Below are 19702 nucleotides of genomic sequence, written 5' to 3'. Positions count from 1 at the left end.
ATTCAGATTTTTTAAAATTTATTACACAAAAAGACAGCTCTTAATTAGAGTTGTCTTTTATTTTTCTCGATATATAATACTGTTCTGCTGCAAAAATCCCAGGATTCTTACAGCTAGGGAAAAGTTGGATTTTTCATATAAACGGTACGACTTTATTTCAAATCAACATTGGGGTGTATACATTTCTTAAGTTGATGGACATGTATGGTGAGGCCTTATATAGGATTTTTAATCAAACTTTTTACAAACGGTACAACTTACTTCTAAAATCACACTAATATAAATTAAAAGTAAACTGTCTAAAAAAGGAAAAAACATTTTAAGGAGTTGATGTTTAAAGAATTAAATAAAAAACTTTGCGATATTTTTCGTAAAGTTTTTGTAATAATACGTATTATAATAGTAATTTTCGTATTTCTTCTGTACTTAGACCTGTGAATTTTGCAATGTCTTCTAATGGCATACCATTTTTATGCATACCACGAATTAATTGAATTTTCCCTTTCTCAATACCTTTTTCAATGCCTTCCTCTAAGCCCTCTTCTCGAGCATGTGCTAACTTAGCTTGCTCATCTAGAAGTAACTTTTCACGAGCTTCATAAGCTGTTCGGAAAGAAGAGTCATGGCTCATATTTTCCCATTTATTCATTGCCTTTTGTAAAATTGGATCTTGATTCATCGCAATCTCCTCCAATGTTTGAGTTAAATGTTCATCTTCATGTGCTGGTAATAGTAACATCCAGCGAACAAATGCATTTTCCCATGGATTTACTTTTTCTTCATGCCATTGTTTGACCAATTTTGGAATTTCTACAAAATGAATTTCAATATCATCACTTAGTATCTGTTTCTTTTTGGGATTCCATAATTGTCCTACGGTATGAAATGAATCATCCTGCGAGAATAATATAAAATCTAATAAGTTAATGGTAATTGTTTTGCGAAGCGAACGATACGGCATCCCTTCTTGCATTTGGGACGTATAGAGTTTACTCCAGTAATATAAAGATCGCTTCACCATATCATGTGTATTTCGAAGGTCGGGTAAGTCGGAGTCCTCACGGACTCTTTCTCCCCTAAGAACCGGACTTGTCCGTTTCCAAACATCCGGCTCAAGCCTTCTTTTTATTCCAAACAGCTAGTCGTTCGTCATCCATCATACGCCATTCTATTACCTGAATTCTTTCTCGAGGCGTTAATGAAATATGCTTGTTCACTTTCTTGTAAATATATGCTCTCTCTCGGCAGATAGGATGCTTTTGATGGAGTTGAATATGACAAGATGTATGTAGAGGTTGAAGATTACTATATTCATTTGTCCCCCCATAAGCTTTAGGAACTTTATGATGTACTTCTAATGCTTCTCCGTTTTGTAAAGCCTCTTTACACATTGAACAGATATATTTCTGTTTCTTTGCGATTTTAATTCGAGTTAGCGTATTATTGTTATCAAAATCTTTTTTATCTCGTTTAGCAAAATAGTCAGAGAGTTCGGGATTGTCTGGGCTGTTCTTATATTTTATTCCAATATGTCTTGCAATAGGAGTCCAAATCATTTTATAGATTTGATACTGTGTCTTTGGACAGGTGAGAACCCACTTATCATGTCCTCCATGTTTGGGCTTTCGAAAATATTGTTTTACAATCCATTTCCAACTTTTCTTTGGATGCAAATGTTTTACATGTCGTACAACATTTCCCCATATAAAGTAGTCCATGGATGAGAACACCCTTTTCGATACTACATGCCTCCAGTAATACACATACCCCCGGATTACTGAATTTAGGTTTGTTAATAGCGTATAAACAGATTTTCCTTTCAATTTTTGGAAAGTTGTTTTTATTTTCTTTTTGGCTTTTTGAATACTTGTTTTTGACGGTTTAATTAACAATTTATTCTTGTCTTGCACATATTGTTTAATGTGAAAACCTAGAAAATCAAAACCTTCAGTAATGTGAGTAACACGGGTTTTATCTGTTGCTAATGTAATTCCGCGTTTCTCAAGATATGGTACTAATTCTTGATACAAAGCTTCCGCTTCTTCTTTTGTTTGACAAGTGATGATAAAATCATCTGCGTAACGAACCATTGCCTTTGTGCATTTGACATGAATATTATAGGTAGTACCTTGTCTTTTTGTGTTACTCTTACTGTATTTAATACCGAGCTCTTTCTCCATACCATGTAAAGCGATATTAGCCAAGAGAGGTGAAATCACTCCTCCTTGAGGAGAACCCGATGTTGTAGGATGAAACACTTCATTATCTACATACCCGGATGTTAACCATCTTCTAACAACCTCTTTTGCTGGGAAGTTTTGAATTTTCTCTAAGATATGGTCATGGTTTAAATTATCGAAACATCCGGCAAAATCTCCTTCAAATACCCAAACTTTTTTACTTTTGGAGTTTAGTTTGTTAAAGACATTCGCTATGGCATCATGTGCACTACGCTTCGGACGGAATCCGTACGAAATGGATTCGAATTCTGCCTCCCACTCTGGTTCCAGAGCGTTTTTGGCGATATTTTGCCAAATTCTATCCTTAACTGTTGGAATGCCCAACGGGCGTAATTTCCCATTTTTCTTTGGAATGTGTATGCGCTTTACTGCTCTTGGACGATGTGATGAAATATTTTGGTGGCTCATTTTCTGAAACAATGCCATCCTAGACCTAGGTGTCAATATACGTTCTCCATCGATACCCGCTGTGCGCTTCCCACGGTTTATTTGTGTAACTCTTTTAATTGATAACAATAGATTCGCTTTGCTTCGAAGTATAAGGCGTTGTAATTTTCTCACTCTTCTACTTTGATTTTGGTGTTTGGCACGAAAAATTCGTTGTCGTAACTTCCTTACATACCTTTCGATTTCTTTCCACTGGATTGTAAACCAATCTGTAAGTGAAGGAATAGCCGACGCCTTGTGAGCTGTATCCATAACTAGATTCCTTCCTTTCCGCAAAAGTTTCTTTCCGCTTTTTTTCGTGTTGAAGACCTGTTGGAAGTCTGCACCCTTTCGGGTTGCATCATTAAGGTTTTTTTTCCTTGAATGCTATTCGCACAGTTATGAGTTCCTGTTATCTTTCGACTTTGCGACTTTCGCTTTTTCCAACATCCCATACCCTCTATAACGTCATTCTGCCTTACGACATCCTTACTGTACAACGTACAGATTATATAGGGCTTACCAAGTTCCACTTCTAATAGATACGATGAGGGAAGGTATCTTCTACTACTCCGGCGGATATGTAGGTTGTCCCTCAGCGGCATACAAAGTCCACTTTTCTCATCCGCAATCCCAATGTATCAACGTCTTTCATTAGGTTCATAGTAACGAAGCTTAAGAAAATTCACTGTCGTTTACCTTTCTCATCTTTCCCTAGCACGGATTGAATGTACGTTCATCGCTTCCTTATGCATCCCCTCATGCAACCAACCCTGCCATTACTAGCAACGCTGTTTCGGGTGGAAATATTCTTGACAACTAGAATAGCGTATCCCTATGGATACGCACTATTATGAAGCGACTTCTTGTCGCGCCTGTATCTCTATATTCACTTGCGTGCCATTGTCTAATGTTGCTAATAAGTCTAATATGGATAACTTATCATCTTCATAAGATTTATGAAGATGTGGATCTTCTAGTTGTAGAGATACAATAGGTACATCTAAAGATTCTTCTAGGATAGCGTTTAGAAATCCAGTTAAAATCTCTTCGTTCCGAATAACTGTTTAAAAGCGAAATCAATACGTAAATTTACTAATTTTGTGGACATGGGTTTCCTCTCCCTGTCTTTCTATTCTTCTTACTATTTTATAATGTAATTCTTTATATAAGCAAATTCATCTTTTTCAGTTTATTTATTTTTTCGTATGTATCGGTAAAGCGTAGCCTGACTAATACCTGTCATGTTTACAATTTCTTGTATGCTATATTCTTTAGAATCATATAACTTTAATGCCCTTTGAATGAAGCTATCCTTAACACGAGGACGTCCACCGACTCTCCCCCTTGCTCTTGCACTTTCAAGTCCCTCTTGAGTACGTTGAGAAATTAAGTCTCTTTCAAACTGGCTGAATGCTTGAAATACTGTTAACATCAATTTTCCTTGAGGTGTATTAGTATCAAATTGCTCTTTGATACTAATTAGCTTAACTCCCTTATTCTCAAAAAAATCAACAAGTTCAATTAAATCTTTGGTACTTCTTCCTAATCTAGAAAAGCTTTCAACAACTAATGTATCACCTGGTCTAATTTTATCTTTTAATCGAGCAAGCTCTGGACGATCACTTTTCGTACCTGTTACTTTTTCAGTTAAAATTTCAGTACAGTTATAATTTTGAAGCATGTCTAGTTGACGAATCAAATCTTGTTGTTGAGTACTTACCCTTGCGTAGCCATAAATGTATGAATTCATGAAATCACCTAACCTTTACAAGATAATTTTATCATAAAGGGTAGTTAAAGTTAATTTGATTTTGACAATAGTTTTGATAACACAGTTAAGCGATTTATAAAGATTAAATTTTGTTCATTTTACATTTATCAAAAACCATCGTTTTTGAAACGCTTACAAATAATAAATCTAATAATTATGTACTTTGTAATAGGTAAGAGTTTATGATAAAAATAGGAAATATCCCAAAAAACACACGAGGGGCGTTGATTAAGATTTTTTTTAAAGACTTTAACTACAAAAATGAAGGTGATTATTTATATCCAGTTGAGTATTATCAATTTCGCCAAGCAAGCACACATAATACATTCAAAGTTGAACTATTATGTTTTGACGATCGTTATGATTTCCATTTAACAATTGATAATGAAGCTATCCCTTCAAAGTATAGACTTGTAACAAGCATCTCCTTTGAAATTTATGAAGAATTTGGATTTGAGCCTTATGATTTTAGTTCTAAACACGCTACTCTACAAAGGGCAATTGATATGGCAAGTGCAATTGCAAAGAAATATTGTGAAAATCCAGTTAATCAATAATAAGTAAAGACCAGATATTATATCCGGTCTTTTTTGTATTTGCTGTATGTTAAGGTGATTTTTCTGTTAAATTATAACAATTATTAATACGTCTTTTAAATTTGAGGTTAAGGACTCAAATTTAAAAGAAAAAGAGAATCTAAATGGATTCTCTTTTCTTGGCATATTTACAACATGGAGAATACTGAGACAACTCTTTCTGTGACTTTACCCATAAAGTTGCCGCTAAAGGAAGCATATCCTTGCCGGAAATTACATGTTTTTGAGGAGATTTAGTTGATTGTTCGAGGGAAAAGGAAGCATATCTTTGCCGTGGATAAATTATTAACCCATAAGCTTGCCGTGAATGCTGTTGGTTTGTAATAAAGTTTGATCAAAAGCATGCTACAAAATTTGATTTTTCAACAGAAGAAACCCAAACATTTTGAAAAAAGTTTGATCAAAATGCTTGGGTTATTTGTTGCTAGTGAATAATTTTTTATAAAAAGTTTAATCATTTTTCTACCTGTGTTTGCTCCACAATCGCGCCCGATTGTTGAACATTGTCCCTGAACACCAACACTGAAAGGAAATTCAAGATAAGCACTCGAAGTAAATCATTCCCTTAAAGACCTTTTTTTAGGTTTTTGTTTTTAATTCGTTGCTGGAACGACAGAGTCGCTATAAATACAGTTACTCCCCACAAGAACAATCCTCCGTACGTTACCGCATACACCCAAAGGACTAACCCTTCGGTTATGGTCTGGATGCACTTTAATACGTGCTATGAAACTACAGTAAAACTAATAAAACCTTTCATATGTGGGGGCTTTGCTAAATTTTTAAGATAGGGATATTACTGCCCTTTAATGTGGCATAAAGTTAACATACGCCTTATAGAACAAATAGAATACAATTGAATAGCTTAAGATATAAAAGAGACTTCTTTTCCCCCTTAATATCCATTTTAATTTTCTATCCTGTAGCGACAGCTTTATTTTACTTCCTTTTGGCACGTTACATACTACTTCAAACAATTCACGATACTCCTCATCGATCCCTAAAAGTACGTACTCTTTATCGTTTGTATATTTTATATATAAAAATTCACTGCCGCTTTTACGATCTAATACTGTTTTCATAGAGACAATTTCATCTAACTGATATATTTTCAAATCAACGTCGTTATAATATTGATCTACAAAGAACACATACAGTTTTTTATTTGTAACAACGAGGACGTTATTAATACCAAAATTCATAGAAAGAAAACCAATTCCTAATGTTATAGCCGTCCCTGTTTGCCAACCCTTTACACGCGGATTGGACGCAGCCATGCTATATAAAATCTCTTCACCCTGCTGTAAATTACCTTGCACTTGATAATAACAACGCTGCATCAAAATACTTTTTGTTACTACCATTTTTGCACGTCCTATTTTCTTTTCATCTACTTTTGTTTCAACATTATATTCTGCTACATCTTCATCACTATATTGTAAATTATTTAAACCCTGCAACAGTTCCTCTTTGCGCATCAGTTTCCCCTCCTATTATCTTTTTTATTTTTTTTCGTCCTCTTGAAAGCCTGCTATACACAGTATCTGTTGCCAGCCCTAATTCAGAAGCAATCTCTTGCACACTATATTCATCCAGATACCTTTTTATAAAGATTTTTTTATCTTCATTGTTTAGCGACCTAATTAAAAGATAAAAGTTTTCTTCCTCCTCTTCTTTTGTTTGATTTGTGCCTGTTCTCTCTTCATATATATCCTGCTGAAATTCTTGTAATCGATATACTTGATTACTCTTTCTCTTAAAATCGATCGCTTTAAACTTCGCAATAGATATAAGCCAATTTCTAAATTTTCCGCGTTTCTCATCATAACTATCAATGTTGTACCAAATGATTAACAAAATATCATCAACACACTCATCCACTAACACTTTACTATGGGATGTATCTAATACACTGTGAACAACTTTATAAATTAAATCTCCATACTGATCAATTGCTGCATGTAATGCTTTCATATCTTTCTTTCGCAATCCTTCTACTATTTCTACTTCTTGCATTCCTATCACCACTCTTTGCTCCATTCTCTATTCACTTAATATACGAATTATAATGATGGTTTTCTGACATTATGATAAAAAGATCTCAATTTTATGCTTCTATATTGTAGCACTAGTAAAAGTAGGGGTAGCACCACATCGCCATCAAGTTAAGAAAAGCAAATACCCCAAAACGAAAAAATGAGCTTTTTTGTTACAAGTTAGTACAAAATTTCGTTCTGGGGGTACTATAAAATTTTAGCTTGATGGGCATGGGGTACCGCCAGCATTTTGGAAAAACCCCACGCTAAGCAAAAAATACAATACGCTGCCCATATGGACAGCGTATTTACATAATTATCGTTCTCGGAAGTTACTTTTTCCTTTTACTTTGTAAGTAATCCAATAACAGTTATAACAATTAAGATAACTGCCCATATAATAAAATGTTTGTTTCTTTTTACAAATTTTATTGTTGTATCAGAGTCATCTGTTTCTTCAAAGCGTTCTATTTTTCTTTTTTGTACAACGAGTGTCCAAAAATACACTGCATTCCCTATTGATAAAATCAAAAAAGCATTTCCTAAATGCCCATTTCTAAAGTTGTCGTATAACGACCAAATGAGTAATAAAACAGTATAGACCATGAACGCATTTTTACTGGCTTTTGCTACATGATATTGTTCCATTTCGTCTTGTTTTTGTATCTGCATTGTTCTCTCGCTTCCTTATTTCAAGATTATTCAAGTGTAAAAATGTCCTCCATTTTTAGATTGAAGTAATGAGCTATTTTTAGTGCTAATTCTAAACTTGGATTGTAGTGATTATTTTCAATGGCTACAATCGTTTGTCTTGTAACCTGTAAGTCCTTCGCCATTTGAATTTGTGTAATTTCATGTTGTACTCGTAGTTCTTTAATTTTATTTTTTACAGCCATCGTTTCACCTGCAATGTAAAGATATCTTTACTAATAGATTATATAAAAACACCATAAATGTAAAGATATATTTACACCTTATCTTGGAAAAACAAAACCCAAAGCATATTTTAATTACTTTGGGTTCATGAATATGTAAAATGATAATAAAGTTATTTAATTTTAAAAGCTCAACCAAGCATAACCCCGTTCTAAATTTAGGACGGGGTTAAAAACATAGTTGTTTAATTTTTAAAGTAAGGTATTTCACTACACTAAAAAATATAATAATAAAGTCGTTTAAAAATCTAATTTTTATTCAACAATAGCGCCCGTTTCTTGAATATGTACATAACTTGTATTAGCTTAGTACTTAGGACATATTGAACTAAAACTACCTTTAGTAGTAAGATACAGCGCTTCACTTTAAACACTATCTATGATTTTATATTTATTATCTCGATATTCTCCAAAAATCCGGTCCATAATTCTTGTTACAAAATTCGACTGGAATTCGTGTCTTTGAAAAATTATCACCAACGTTTATCTGATATAATTCATTATGTAAAGGAGAACCATAGGAAAACTCAAGTTGGCAATCAGTTAGATTAAACAAAATTGAATGCACTGTTCCAAAGTTTTCTTTATAATTATGAATGGACACCCCTTTCGGAAACTCCGTTGAAAGAAGTTCTTTAATTTCGCAAGCAGTTCTTTTACCATTGTCACTAAATTTATTCTCTAAAATATTGTATCGTAGTTGAGATTGTTCTAGCTTGCCGGGTTCAAGATTTTTAATTTCAGGAAATAGCCCATGATTTGTTGCAATTAAATAATCTAGTTCTGCTTTTTTAACTACTTTAACTCCGTCATATTTTCCAACTAAAGCTGCCTCACCATTTGCATCTGCTAAAAGTAAATTCATATTCGTTCCAACAGGCATGTTTTTCACAGCATAGACGGCTTCTTCAATATTTTTACACGTCTCTAGTATAGCTCTAACAACCACCATAAACTGCAACCCAGTAACTACTGGTTCTCTCATACCTGGATATTTACCTATCGGCATGCCACACGAAGCAAACGCTACACATAGACCTTTCTCGTTTAATCCTTCACTTCGACCAAATGTAGAAACAGAGAAACCGGTATGCGTGTATCTTCCATCTACTTTAGTTGTACAAAGACGCATATCCGAAATATCAGGAGAGAGGTCGTAGTTTCGTAATACGTATGTTTTACCATCGGACATTTTTTGGGGCAAAATCGCGCCTAGACTACACCCTCCAGGTATTAACCAGGCATCGTCATAAAACTTTAATTGGTTTGGTTTATAACCAAATCCTTCCGCAAAACCCTCTAATTCCTCATCTAATCCCGGACAATACTCCTCGATTTGGGACCTAATTTCTAAATACGCTTTGGTAGAATCAGGTTGTTCCCTAAAAAAAATTTCCTTAACGTGTGCACTTTCATAGTATTCTAATGCTTGTTGTTTTCCAATTTCATACGAACTTCCTTTAAGATAAGTAAATTTCCCTGTATGCGTATTCATTCAAAGCTCCCCATTCTGCATTTTAATAGCAAGACATATATACCTTGCTATAAACAGAATAAACCCTCCAGTAACTAGAGAGTTAACCTCAATTCGTTATTCAATTATTCTGCGTTGTTACCTTTACAAACACTTTTGTCAAAAAATCATTGGGATGTATCTCATTGTTCGGTTTAATATTTATTGGATCCACTACTTTGGATGGGACGAGTCCCTTTAAGTACTGTTCCATATACTTTCCATCAACACGAAGAGATTGTTCTGCTACCCATGCCTTTAAACGATTGTAACCATAGTGAAGTTCTGAATACGGCCCTTTTACATTGACACATGCATACATTCCCTCAGGCAATATCGTAAGATACTCCTCATTTTTCCCGACTTTTACGGGTAAAAGTAATTCAACATCTGCTTTCTTTTGTCTCCAATCTTTTTGATGAAAAATAGCTAGTAGCTCCCCATCCATATTAAACTGATATGCATATATTCTTTCAAACAACATTTTAACGAGTGTGTCCATTTCAAACATGTTTATTGTTTTGCGAATAGACACAACCTGTATATCTTTTCGCTCCTCTATGTAACAACTTGACAGAGCGGGCTCAGGAATGAATGTTTCATCATTCTTTATGAACTTCTTTATTTGCTGGATATTGTTAATTTGCTTGATGATTTGTTCTTGCTGATACTTTAACTTTTCTGTTTTTTTCTTTAATCTTACATCCAGATCTTTCATATCTTTACCTTTTAAAGCTTGATCAATTTCGTTTAACGAAAACTGGCAGTCTTTAAGCACTAGGATAGTTTTTAACTCTTTCATCTTATCGTAGTCATAGTAACGATAGCTCGTCTCAAGATCTACATAAGAAGGTTCGAGTAAACCAATGTCACTATAGTAACGAATTGTTTTCACAGGTACATCGCACAGATTTGAAAATCTTCCAATGGTATACATAGCAAAGCCCCTTTTCCAAACGACATTTATTTCTAAACGATTTCCTCAAATAAATCCCATTATAAATCATAAACAAATCAATCTGACACTTCAACTTTCCACTTGAGATTCTTATTGATTTTCGTGTTGCTTTTAAATAAATTTTGATTAAATTGATACTAATAACCTTGATTAACGATCATAGAAAAGAGCGTGTTTTGAAAAAAAGATTAATCAAAGCACGCTCTTAATATTTTCAGTTGGTTCTTTCTTTTATAAAAAAGTTTGATCATTTTCTGCCTGTATTGCTCCATAATCGCGCCCTTTAATGGAAGACTTGATTTCAAAGTAAATTATATGAATGGGGGTGTTTTAAAATGGGTAGAAGTATAAATTTTAACAAAGAACATGTTTTGAATAAAGCTATGTATTTATTCTGGGAAAAAGCTTATGACGCTATATCCATTTCAGATCTTTTCAACACAGTGACCTAATACATAACAATCGAGATAATTATGATGAATGCTGTCTTTAGCTTGTTATTTGTAAATTCTAGGAACTCTCTGACCCAAGTTACAAGCAATTTCATACGATATGGTTCCTAACATACTTGCCACTTCATCTAATGATATGAAATAATCCCCTTGACCTCCATAAACTACCACCTCATCACCAATATTTACACCCTTAATATCAGTAACATCAATCATACAAAAATCCATACATATTTTACCGAAAACAGGAGCTAATTGTCCGTGTATAAGGACATAAGCCGTTCCAGATAATCGCCTCGAATACCCATCTGCATACCCAATTGGAATAGTTGCAATAATTGCTTTATCTCTTTCAATGTTAGTTGCTCCATATGATACGCCATACCCTTTCTCAAGTGTCTGAATATAGATGACTTTGGTTTTTAACTGTATTGCTTGTTTAAGATTAACTTTTGTTTTATTCACCTCTTTAGATGGATAAAGACCATACATTGAAATTCCAATACGAACCATATCGTAGGTCATATCTGGCATTTCTATTGTTGCAGCACTATTCGCAATATGAAATAGGGGAATAGAAACTTTTCGTTTCTCCAATTCTTCCAATAACCTTTTCCATCGGTTCTTTTGTTTTTCTGCATACCGTTTGTCGGCTTCATCTGCGGTAGCAAAATGTGAGTACACTCCTTCTAGATAGAGCCCATCCATTCGTGACACGATATGGATAAAATCACTTGCTTCTTCTGCTTGAAGTCCCAATCGTCCCATTCCTGTATCGACTTTGACGTGAACCTTTGCCTTTTTTCCTAAGCTCTGCCCAGACTTTGATAATGCTTCTGCATGTTCCATATCAAAAATTGATTGTGTTAAATCCCAATAAACAACATGATTCGCTGCTGATGGAGGTGTGTATCCAAGTATAAGTATAGGTGCCTGAATATGTGATTTTCGTAGTTTAATCGCTTCTTCTAAACTGGCCACTGCTAAATAATCCACTCCACTATTAATCGCTTTTTTGGAAACCTCGACAGCACCGTGGCCATAACCATTCGCTTTTACGGTGGCCATTATTATTGTTGAGTTAGGTATTATTCTTCGAAATTCACTAATATTATGTGAAATATTGCTAAGGCTAATTTCAGCCCATATTGGTCTATACATCATTTCCCCTCACTTTAGGTGAATTTTCAATGATCGTTTCAAGTAGCTCATTAAACGGATTGCCCGCTGATTGTGCACTTTTTAAGAGCAGACTTTTTTTCGTCTTCCCAGACAATTAATTAACTTCCAACACATAAGGGATACTATACAGGACGGCCGTCTGTAAGCTTAAAGTCGTTAAATACTACATTCATACCCTTGCTAAAATTTTTACATACCTGCACTAATCCCAAAAGGTCCACACAATATGTATTTTTACGGTCTTATGGTAGGGTGTGGAACTACCAAGACCTGGAAGCATAAGTTTGCCGCAAACAAAAAGAACCATAAGCTTGCCGAAGCGGCAAACTTATGGTTCATATCACACAAAACTTTATTAGGGGAAAGTTTTAAAAAACGCCCTTATAACAATACTTACATAAATGTAATATATAGTGAATTGATAGAATTAAGACTGACTATTCTTAAGTTTTAAAAAACTAAAACCTCGCCATACTAATGTGGTTAGATATCCAGTACTTCATGAAACATTAATAGAAATTGAAATTACTCTTCGTCTATCTCGTATTCATTAAGATATTAATAATTGGATGTATCTGTTCATGAATATGGTAATCTGATTAAGATTCTCACTACACAAGTCCTACCTACCAGAAATTAGTGAAAAAGAGGAAACTGTTGGGATAAAGCACCACAAGAATCGTTTTTGGGCTATCTGAAAGATAAAGCATATATAAAACCTTACGAGTGTTTTACTGAGTTGAAACAAGAGATAAAGAAATATATGACATACCTTAATCATTATAGATATCACTGGAATTAAAAAGGATTGGAGATGCTACAATAAATTGCACACTAAGTTAAAAGATAAAGGTGATTCAGTTTATGAGTAGAAAAGTCTATAATCGTCAATTTAAATTGGCTGCAGTCCAATTACTATTGGAAGAGAATATGTTTGTGAAAGAGGTTTCAAAAGAATTATCTATCCATTCGAATACTCTTTATCATTGGATAAGTGAATATGGAGAAAGTGCGTTACCATTTGGAATTTGTTTTACCCACATTTTCAATGGAGTAACAATTGGCATTCTTAGTTCTTTAGCAATCGCATCATAGCTCCGTCCATCATTTTTATACAAATGTACAGCTTTCAATTTAAATGTCTCTGCATATTTTTGAAATGTTGTTCTTTTTTTGCCATTAAAATATCCCTTCAAGTATAGTGTAACATTCCACATTAAGAATGTAGTTTTTTTACACTGTCTACTTAAAAGGGATAATACCAACTAATATTACCTTACTTGCACCAGCTTTAAGCAATAAATTTCTCGCGGTTTCAAATGATAACTTTTAGTATGTACATTATAATTATTTTTTATGAAAACCTTGTGTAATTCGATCTAATATAATTGCAATTACTACAATTGCAAGGCCTGCTTCAAAGCCCATACCTATATTAACTTGTGTAACCGACCGATAAACGTCTACGCCAAGACCTGGTGCACCGACAAGAGATGCAGTGACAACCATTGATAGAGAAAGCATAATACTCTGATTTACACCAGCCATGATTGTTCCAGTTGCAAGTGGAAGCTGTACTTTGAATAGTTTCTGTGACGATGTTGAACCAAAGGCGTTAGCTGCTTCAATTAAATCTTCTGGTACTTGCCTAATCCCTAACTCAGTAAAGCGAATAGTAGGTGGCATTGCAAAAATAACAGATGCAATAATACCTGGTACTACTCCAACACCAAAGAATGTAATTGCCGGAATAAGATAAACAAATGCAGGCATTGTTTGCATAAAATCAAGAGTTGGTTTTAAAAATTTGGAAAACCTTTCGTTCTGAGATGCCAAAATCCCAATTGGTATACCTATAATGATAGAGATAATAACAGACGTCAAGACAAGCGCTAGTGTTTGCATAGTCTGTTCCCAATAGTTAACGTTAAGGATAAACAGAAATCCAATTAAAGAAAATACTATAAGTGAAATTTTACGGGAGGTGTACCAAACTAATAAGCATGTGAGTGCAATAAAAATAATGGCTGGGATAAATATTAATAGATTTGTTAATAAATCAACAAATCCTCCGATAATAAAAGAAAATCCTTTGAAAAACCCTTCGAAATGCTGATACAAACTTGTAACAAGTGTATCAACCCATTCTCCTAAAGGAATACGTGGAATACTATTCATTATCATTCACCTCTTCCTCTACATTTCCTGCTAAAGCTTGAATAATACTTTCACGCTTTATTATCCCTCGTAATCTATGTTTATCATCTAGAACAGGAAGAGGTAACTTTGCCTTAACCATTTTTATATACATTTCTTCTAATAGAGTATCTAAATAAACAGGAGGAATGTCTGTTACTAATAAATCCGCTATCGGAACCTGTCTTTTAACAGCTTTACTAGCATTATCAGCAGTTAAGACACCTAAAAACTCATGTTTCTTATTCACTACATATACGCTAGAAACACTAGCATTTTTCATGATTTGGAGTGCAACACGTGGACCGCGATCAATTAATAAGGTTTCCGGTCTTTTCATAATGGATTCAGAGGTTAAAACTTTTCCTAAATTTACATCAGCAACAAATTGCTCTACAAATTCATTTGCAGGGCTCACCATAATTTCTTCTGGTGTTCCAATTTGAACAATTTCTCCGTCTTTCATTAAAGCAATACGATCACCAATTCGGAGTGCTTCATCTAGATCGTGTGTAATAAAAATAATCGTTTTTTTCATTTTATCTTGCAGTTCTAATAATTCATTTTGCATTTCTTTTCGAATAATCGGATCTAACGCACTAAATGATTCATCCATCAGTAGGACATCTGGATTATTTGTTAGTGCTCTTGCGATACCAACACGCTGCTGCATACCACCGCTAAGTTGTTCCGGATAACTATCTTTATTGTTTTCTAAACCTACTAATTTTAGAGATTCTAACGCTTTTGTTTCTCGTTCTTCTTTTGATACTTTTTGTATTTCTAAACCATATGCAACATTTTGTAAAACCGTTCGATGAGGGAATAAGGCGAATTTTTGAAATACCATACTCATTTTGTTTCTTCTTACTTTTCGAAGAGATTCTTTTCCCATTGTTGCGATATCTTCACCATCAATATATATATGGCCAGAAGTCGGTTTGATTAACTGATTTAACATACGAACAAGTGTAGATTTCCCACTACCGGATAATCCCATAATGACAAATATTTCACCAGCATAAACATCGAATTTTGCCTGCTTCACGCCAATATTCATACCAGTTTCTTTTAATATAGCAGCTTTGCTTTTTCCCTCTTCTAGTAAAGCGATTCCTTTAGAAGGATTCTTTCCAAATACTTTTGTAACGTTTTCAACACGTAATTTCGTTTCTTTCATTCTTTCACTCCTTTTCTTTGACTCTATACAAATACTTTAACTATTTCTAAACCAAATAGTACACTACAATAGTTCATCAAAGACTTTTTTTATTTTTTTGTTAAGCTATTAATAGTTAGTTTATATTATTCATAGTTATAATTATAAAATATTTATTTATAATTATAAAGTATTTAGCTTTACTGAAATAATTTTCTACGTTAGTTAAAGAAGAAATATCTAATCATAGAGACTAGGAGGAGCTTGATGAAGAAAAAAATATGGCTTCTGTGCATACTATTATTAATTAGCATAATTACTACTTCTTGTAGTGGCGCGAACAGTAATGCAAAGGGAAAAATTAAAATTGGTGTAACGAGTTGGAAAGAAAACATAGCTACCGCAAATATGTGGAAAGTATTACTTGAGGAAAAAGGTTATAAAGTTGAATTGTTATATTTAGAAAAGGCAGCCGTTTGGACCGGGGTAGCACGAGGAGATGTGGACGCCAACTTAGAGGTCTGGCTACCAATTACTGATAAGCCATTATATGAAAAATATAAGGATGATGTTGTAATAAAATCAGCGTGGTATAAAGGTACTGGTCTTGGTTTAGTTGTTCCTTCATACATGACAGATATCAATAGTATTGAGGATTTGAATGCAAATAAGGATAAATTTAACAATAAAATTATTGGTATTGAACCTGGTAGCAGTTTAATGGGCTTAACAGATAAAGCGATACACAAATATGGGATAGAGCTAAATCTTGTTCAATCTTCAGAAGCCGCTATGATGAGTGAATTAAAAAAAGCATATAATCAAAAGAAACCCATTGCAGTAACATTATGGAATCCACATTGGGCTTTTTCAGAGTTTGATCTTAAATATTTAAAAGATCCTAAAAAGGTGTATGGAGAAAAAGATGATATTTATTACTCTGTTCGTAAAGGATTTGAAAAAGATTATCCAGAGCTTATAAAGTATTTTGATAACTGGAACATGACCGATGAGCAACTCGGAACGTTGATGACCATGATTAATGAATCGAATGACCCTGAACAGGCCGCTGAAAAATGGATAAAAAAGAATAAAAAATTAGTAGATACATGGATGAAAAAGTAATCATTTATGGGGTACGGCAACCATTCCTTCTTTTTGGAGCCACTCGTAAATAAAAAGAAAGAGAAGTGATGTTTTCATATAATCATTTCTCTTTCTTTTTATTAGCTTGATAGCGATGAGGTTCCTTCAACAAAGCGCGAATTTCGTACACTAAGAAAATTCAAATAAATAAAGTCCATTTCTTTTAGTGTATAAGAAATGGACTTTATTGTCTTTTGTCTAACTTTCTGGATACTTACTTTTCTTAAATTACTTATAAAACTATTTTTTTCCATTTAAGAATTTTAGTTCTGAAATTCGTAAATGGAGCAACTGTATTGATATGCACCCATTTCCAAATAGGCCACATTGCTTTTGTTGTGGCCCATTTTCTTTGTTCTGATTGGAATAATTCTTTTTCAGAAAGATCATTTATCCAATCGACTAACTTTCGAACTAACTTTGTCAATTCTTCCTCCTGCTGTTTTAAAGTTAAAACACCGTACTGCTCATAAAAAGATTGATAAAGTTTACCTAAGTTATTCCATTTGTAGTCTGGAGTGGGCGTTTGTACGTCAAGTCCACATTGTTCGTCTTTTTCCCACGATAACAACAAGTTGATCCACCCCAATTGATAAGAAAGTATTTCAGAAGGAGATTTATCCACTTCAGAGATATGTTTATCTCTCAACTCTTCAGGAATCACCTTAAATTCTTCAATAAATTTCTTATAGGCTTTATCGATTGATTCAATTAATTCTTCAGCATTAGAGTACTGTTTCATAATACTTTCACACCTTTATTTTTGATACCTTCAGTATATGATAGAATGGTATCAAAACATGATACCATTAGGAGCTTTTTATGAAAAAAGACGAGCGACTCATTCAAGAAATGATCTATATCAATTCAAAAAAGAATTTTAACCTTAACGACTTGATTGGAGAATTCGATATTTCTAGAAGTACCGCCTTACGAGACATTTCTTCCTTAGAAGAACTAGGTGTTCCTCTTTATTCTGAAAAGGGAAGTCATGGTGGATATCACGTGTTAGAAAATCAACTTCTACCACCAATTTATTTTAGTAATAATGAATTACATTCTATATTCTTTTCGCTACAACTATTAAAAACATTGCTAAAAACTCCATTTGATAAAGACTACAAAGAAATTAAAGAAAAACTATTAGCTATACTGCCAAAGAAGCAAAAAGAAATGGTTCAACAGGCGGATCAAGTCATCCAATTTGTAGGAACAAATCAAAAAAAGAGTCTCCCTTTTTAGGAGAACTTTTCTCTGCAATATTCAATAAAAAGGTAATAGAAATCAGTTATTGTCGCTATGGCAACAATCAAAGAGTCATTCAACACCTAAGATTATTAATCACGGATGGAAATTGGTATTGCTTTAGTTGGGATTTAGACAAAAACGAATTTCGAAATTTTCGTTGTGACTATATTCAATCCGTAAAGTATAAAGATAAAGAAAGCATTCCTTTTACTGAAGAGACAATTAGTTCTTTATTTAGAAAACAATTCAATACACAACGCCCTTTTTCTTTTAAAGTCAAAGTTAGTGATAAAGGGGTCGAACAGTTCTATAAACGCATTTACGATAACATATCTCTTCAAGAAGAAGAACAAAATAAATACATTATTGGGACTTTTGGAGAAAAGGAGATAGATTTTCTAGTTCAGTATTTTTTGTATTTCGGTAAAGAAATTAAAATCATTTCTCCAGAAATGCTACGCTCCAAATATAAGGAATATTTAAAAGATATATTGGCGGATTGTTATAAGATAGAAAGTAGATCACATACAAAATAGTAGGTCAAACTCGCACAAAATAAAATAACATTCCTTATTTAATTTCAATTAGGTTTTTGATGCCATTTTAATAGATATATTTAGACGGAAGTGAAATGACTTGATTTTTGATGAAGAACTATTAAAACACATTTCTTCATTAGGATGGAAACATAGTAATTTCCTAGGAGAATACCGATTTAATTAGAAAGAAATTGCACCTTCAACTTAAGAATATTCACTAGTCCAACGTTATCAAGTTAATATTTATAATGCCCCCAAAACAAGAATTTAGTGAATTTTTACTGTTTTGGGGTGTTTCTTTTCACTAGATTGATGGACATGTCCTGCTACCCCAATTATGTAGCAAGTGTTTTTTTATGATTTGATTGTTTTACAATACACGAGCGTCGTCTTCTATAGTTTGTTTTTTTAATTTTTGGGTCTTATTTTTAGATTTTTTGAAAGTTAGAGCCATACCAACAAAAATTAGAGTAATCCCTGATACTTGCATTAAAGTTGGTCGGAATCCTGTAAGCACCGTGTCCAATAAAATTGCTACAGCTGGATCTAAAAAAACTAATATCGAGATTAATTTTGTTGATAAATCACGTAAGCTATCAAAGAATAAGTAGTATACCAATCCTGTATGGATAAGGCCGGTTGCTATAATATACGTCCAATTACTTTGAGTCAGTCCATGGAATGCATCAAAATCTATAAAGGGTATTAGAAGAAAAATCCCTAAAAATGTTTGCAAAAAGGTCATTGCATAAGCACTCATGTTCTTAATACCTTTCCCAAATAAAGTTGTAAATGCATAAAACAGAGCTGCGAGAAGTCCCCAAACCATGCCAGAAGACATTAACGAGTCGAAAGAGAAGTTTTTGTTTATGCCAGCGATTAATAACGCTCCTACAAAGCAGATAATGATAGAGATAACAGATAATACTGTTAATTTCTCTTTAAAAACAATACTTCCAATGATAAGTACAATTATTGGAGCAAGGTGATAGACTGATATTGCAACTGTGACTGACATATTTTCAAACGCTTTAAATAAAAATACCCAATTAAATACAAGGAAAAATCCACATATCAAGACTTGAATAACTTCTTTTCGTTCCCATTTATCATGTTTGTACTGTCCAGTTATTAGCCAGCAAAGACTTAAAAATATTGTAGCAAAAATGCATCGTACAAATACCAGCTCAAATGAAGGTAAATTTGTTTGTACTGAAAAAAAGCCGACTGAACCGAAAATAATCATTGATATTATCATCTTCAAAGCCGGTAATGATTTTCTCTCAATAGAATTTTGTTGAA

The 19702-nt window shown here is 33.5% G+C and carries 17 protein-coding genes and 5 pseudogenes; 7 read left to right on the top strand and 15 right to left on the bottom strand.

Features of this window, described 5'->3' with window-relative positions; genetic code table 11:
- Positions 1-394 precede the first annotated feature (394 nt).
- The 4 genes and pseudogenes from JFT95_RS28785 to JFT95_RS28770 form a co-directional block, all read right to left on the bottom strand.
- A pseudogene (locus JFT95_RS28785) lies at positions 395-1039 on the bottom strand (Rpn family recombination-promoting nuclease/putative transposase); the annotation flags it as partial.
- 73 nt (positions 1040-1112) lie between these two features.
- On the bottom strand, positions 1113-2939 hold the full coding sequence (ltrA, locus tag JFT95_RS28780) for a group II intron reverse transcriptase/maturase (RefSeq protein ID WP_201054000.1): 1827 nt from the start codon (positions 2937-2939) through the stop codon (positions 1113-1115).
- Between the two features lie 596 nt (positions 2940-3535).
- Positions 3536-3777: pseudogene (locus JFT95_RS28775) on the bottom strand (Rpn family recombination-promoting nuclease/putative transposase); the annotation flags it as partial.
- A gap of 84 nt (positions 3778-3861) precedes the next feature.
- Positions 3862-4419, bottom strand: a pseudogene (locus JFT95_RS28770) (recombinase family protein); the annotation flags it as partial.
- A gap of 203 nt (positions 4420-4622) precedes the next feature.
- Between JFT95_RS28770 and JFT95_RS28765 the strand changes: the two are divergent.
- Complete coding sequence (locus JFT95_RS28765; RefSeq protein ID WP_002187324.1) at positions 4623-4997, top strand: hypothetical protein; 375 nt, start codon at positions 4623-4625, stop codon at positions 4995-4997.
- A gap of 845 nt (positions 4998-5842) precedes the next feature.
- Here JFT95_RS28765 and JFT95_RS28760 read toward each other — a convergent pair.
- The 6 genes from JFT95_RS28760 to JFT95_RS28735 form a co-directional block, all read right to left on the bottom strand.
- Entirely contained in the window at positions 5843-6514 is a 672-nt protein-coding gene (locus JFT95_RS28760) for a septation ring formation regulator EzrA (protein WP_201053999.1), read from the bottom strand.
- Entirely contained in the window at positions 6480-7052 is a 573-nt protein-coding gene (locus JFT95_RS28755; RefSeq protein ID WP_201054011.1) for a sigma-70 family RNA polymerase sigma factor, read from the bottom strand. Before JFT95_RS28755 ends, JFT95_RS28760 begins: the two co-directional genes overlap by 35 nt.
- A gap of 365 nt (positions 7053-7417) precedes the next feature.
- The gene (locus JFT95_RS28750) at positions 7418-7744 is read right to left on the bottom strand and encodes a hypothetical protein (RefSeq protein ID WP_088040783.1); all 327 of its coding nucleotides are present in this window, start codon (positions 7742-7744) and stop codon (positions 7418-7420) included.
- Between the two features lie 26 nt (positions 7745-7770).
- Complete coding sequence (locus JFT95_RS28745) at positions 7771-7968, bottom strand: helix-turn-helix transcriptional regulator (RefSeq protein WP_002204018.1); 198 nt, start codon at positions 7966-7968, stop codon at positions 7771-7773.
- A gap of 433 nt (positions 7969-8401) precedes the next feature.
- A complete protein-coding gene (locus JFT95_RS28740) occupies positions 8402-9502 on the bottom strand; it encodes a C45 family autoproteolytic acyltransferase/hydrolase (RefSeq protein ID WP_201053998.1) in 1101 nt (366 codons plus the stop codon).
- Positions 9503-9602: 100 nt separating this feature from the next.
- Complete coding sequence (locus JFT95_RS28735; protein ID WP_201053997.1) at positions 9603-10457, bottom strand: MerR family transcriptional regulator; 855 nt, start codon at positions 10455-10457, stop codon at positions 9603-9605.
- Positions 10458-10813: 356 nt separating this feature from the next.
- Here JFT95_RS28735 and JFT95_RS30075 point away from each other — a divergent pair.
- Positions 10814-10924 (top strand): annotated as a pseudogene (locus tag JFT95_RS30075) (TetR/AcrR family transcriptional regulator); the annotation flags it as partial.
- Positions 10925-10975: 51 nt separating this feature from the next.
- On the opposite strand, the gene alr reads toward JFT95_RS30075, so the two are convergent.
- Positions 10976-12091 (bottom strand): alanine racemase, encoded by a 1116-nt coding sequence (gene alr, locus JFT95_RS28730; RefSeq protein ID WP_201053995.1) that lies wholly within the window; start codon positions 12089-12091, stop codon positions 10976-10978.
- Between the two features lie 627 nt (positions 12092-12718).
- Here alr and JFT95_RS28725 point away from each other — a divergent pair.
- A pseudogene (locus JFT95_RS28725) lies at positions 12719-12914 on the top strand (IS3 family transposase); the annotation flags it as partial.
- A 62-nt stretch (positions 12915-12976) separates the two neighbouring features.
- A complete protein-coding gene (locus JFT95_RS28720; protein ID WP_002187325.1) occupies positions 12977-13207 on the top strand; it encodes a transposase in 231 nt (76 codons plus the stop codon).
- Positions 13208-13459: 252 nt separating this feature from the next.
- Here JFT95_RS28720 and JFT95_RS28715 read toward each other — a convergent pair whose 3' ends face one another.
- Positions 13460-14290: an ABC transporter permease gene (locus JFT95_RS28715; protein WP_201033508.1), complete on the bottom strand. Its 831-nt coding sequence runs from the start codon at positions 14288-14290 to the stop codon at positions 13460-13462.
- Positions 14283-15488, bottom strand: a complete 1206-nt coding sequence (locus JFT95_RS28710) for a quaternary amine ABC transporter ATP-binding protein (RefSeq protein ID WP_002144231.1) — start codon at positions 15486-15488, stop codon at positions 14283-14285. The genes JFT95_RS28715 and JFT95_RS28710 overlap by 8 nt, the downstream gene beginning before the upstream one ends.
- Before the next feature lie 246 nt (positions 15489-15734).
- Between JFT95_RS28710 and JFT95_RS28705 the strand changes: the two genes are divergently transcribed.
- The gene (locus JFT95_RS28705; RefSeq protein ID WP_002187328.1) at positions 15735-16592 is read left to right on the top strand and encodes a glycine betaine ABC transporter substrate-binding protein; all 858 of its coding nucleotides are present in this window, start codon (positions 15735-15737) and stop codon (positions 16590-16592) included.
- Positions 16593-16845: 253 nt separating this feature from the next.
- Here the strand turns inward: JFT95_RS28705 and JFT95_RS28700 are convergent, their stop codons facing one another.
- Positions 16846-17355, bottom strand: coding sequence for a ClbS/DfsB family four-helix bundle protein (locus JFT95_RS28700; protein ID WP_201053994.1), 510 nt, complete (start codon positions 17353-17355; stop codon positions 16846-16848).
- Positions 17356-17435: 80 nt separating this feature from the next.
- Between JFT95_RS28700 and JFT95_RS29785 the strand changes: the two genes are divergently transcribed.
- On the top strand, positions 17436-17855 hold the full coding sequence (locus JFT95_RS29785) for a helix-turn-helix transcriptional regulator (RefSeq protein ID WP_235702255.1): 420 nt from the start codon (positions 17436-17438) through the stop codon (positions 17853-17855).
- A complete protein-coding gene (locus JFT95_RS29780) occupies positions 17756-18397 on the top strand; it encodes a WYL domain-containing protein (protein WP_307838379.1) in 642 nt (213 codons plus the stop codon). The genes JFT95_RS29785 and JFT95_RS29780 overlap by 100 nt, the downstream gene beginning before the upstream one ends.
- A 373-nt stretch (positions 18398-18770) precedes the next feature.
- Here the strand turns inward: JFT95_RS29780 and JFT95_RS28690 are convergent, their stop codons facing one another.
- Positions 18771-19658 carry a DMT family transporter gene (locus JFT95_RS28690; protein ID WP_374101559.1) on the bottom strand — a complete coding sequence of 296 codons (888 nt, stop codon included), beginning with the start codon at positions 19656-19658 and terminating at the stop codon, positions 18771-18773.
- Positions 19659-19702 lie beyond the last annotated feature (44 nt).

Source organism: Bacillus sp. TH17, assembly GCF_016651125.1.
GTDB classification, from domain to species: domain Bacteria; phylum Bacillota; class Bacilli; order Bacillales; family Bacillaceae_G; genus Bacillus_A; species Bacillus_A mycoides.
The sequence above is the reverse complement of the archived record's forward strand: the minus strand, read 5'-3'. Positions and strand labels throughout refer to the sequence as shown.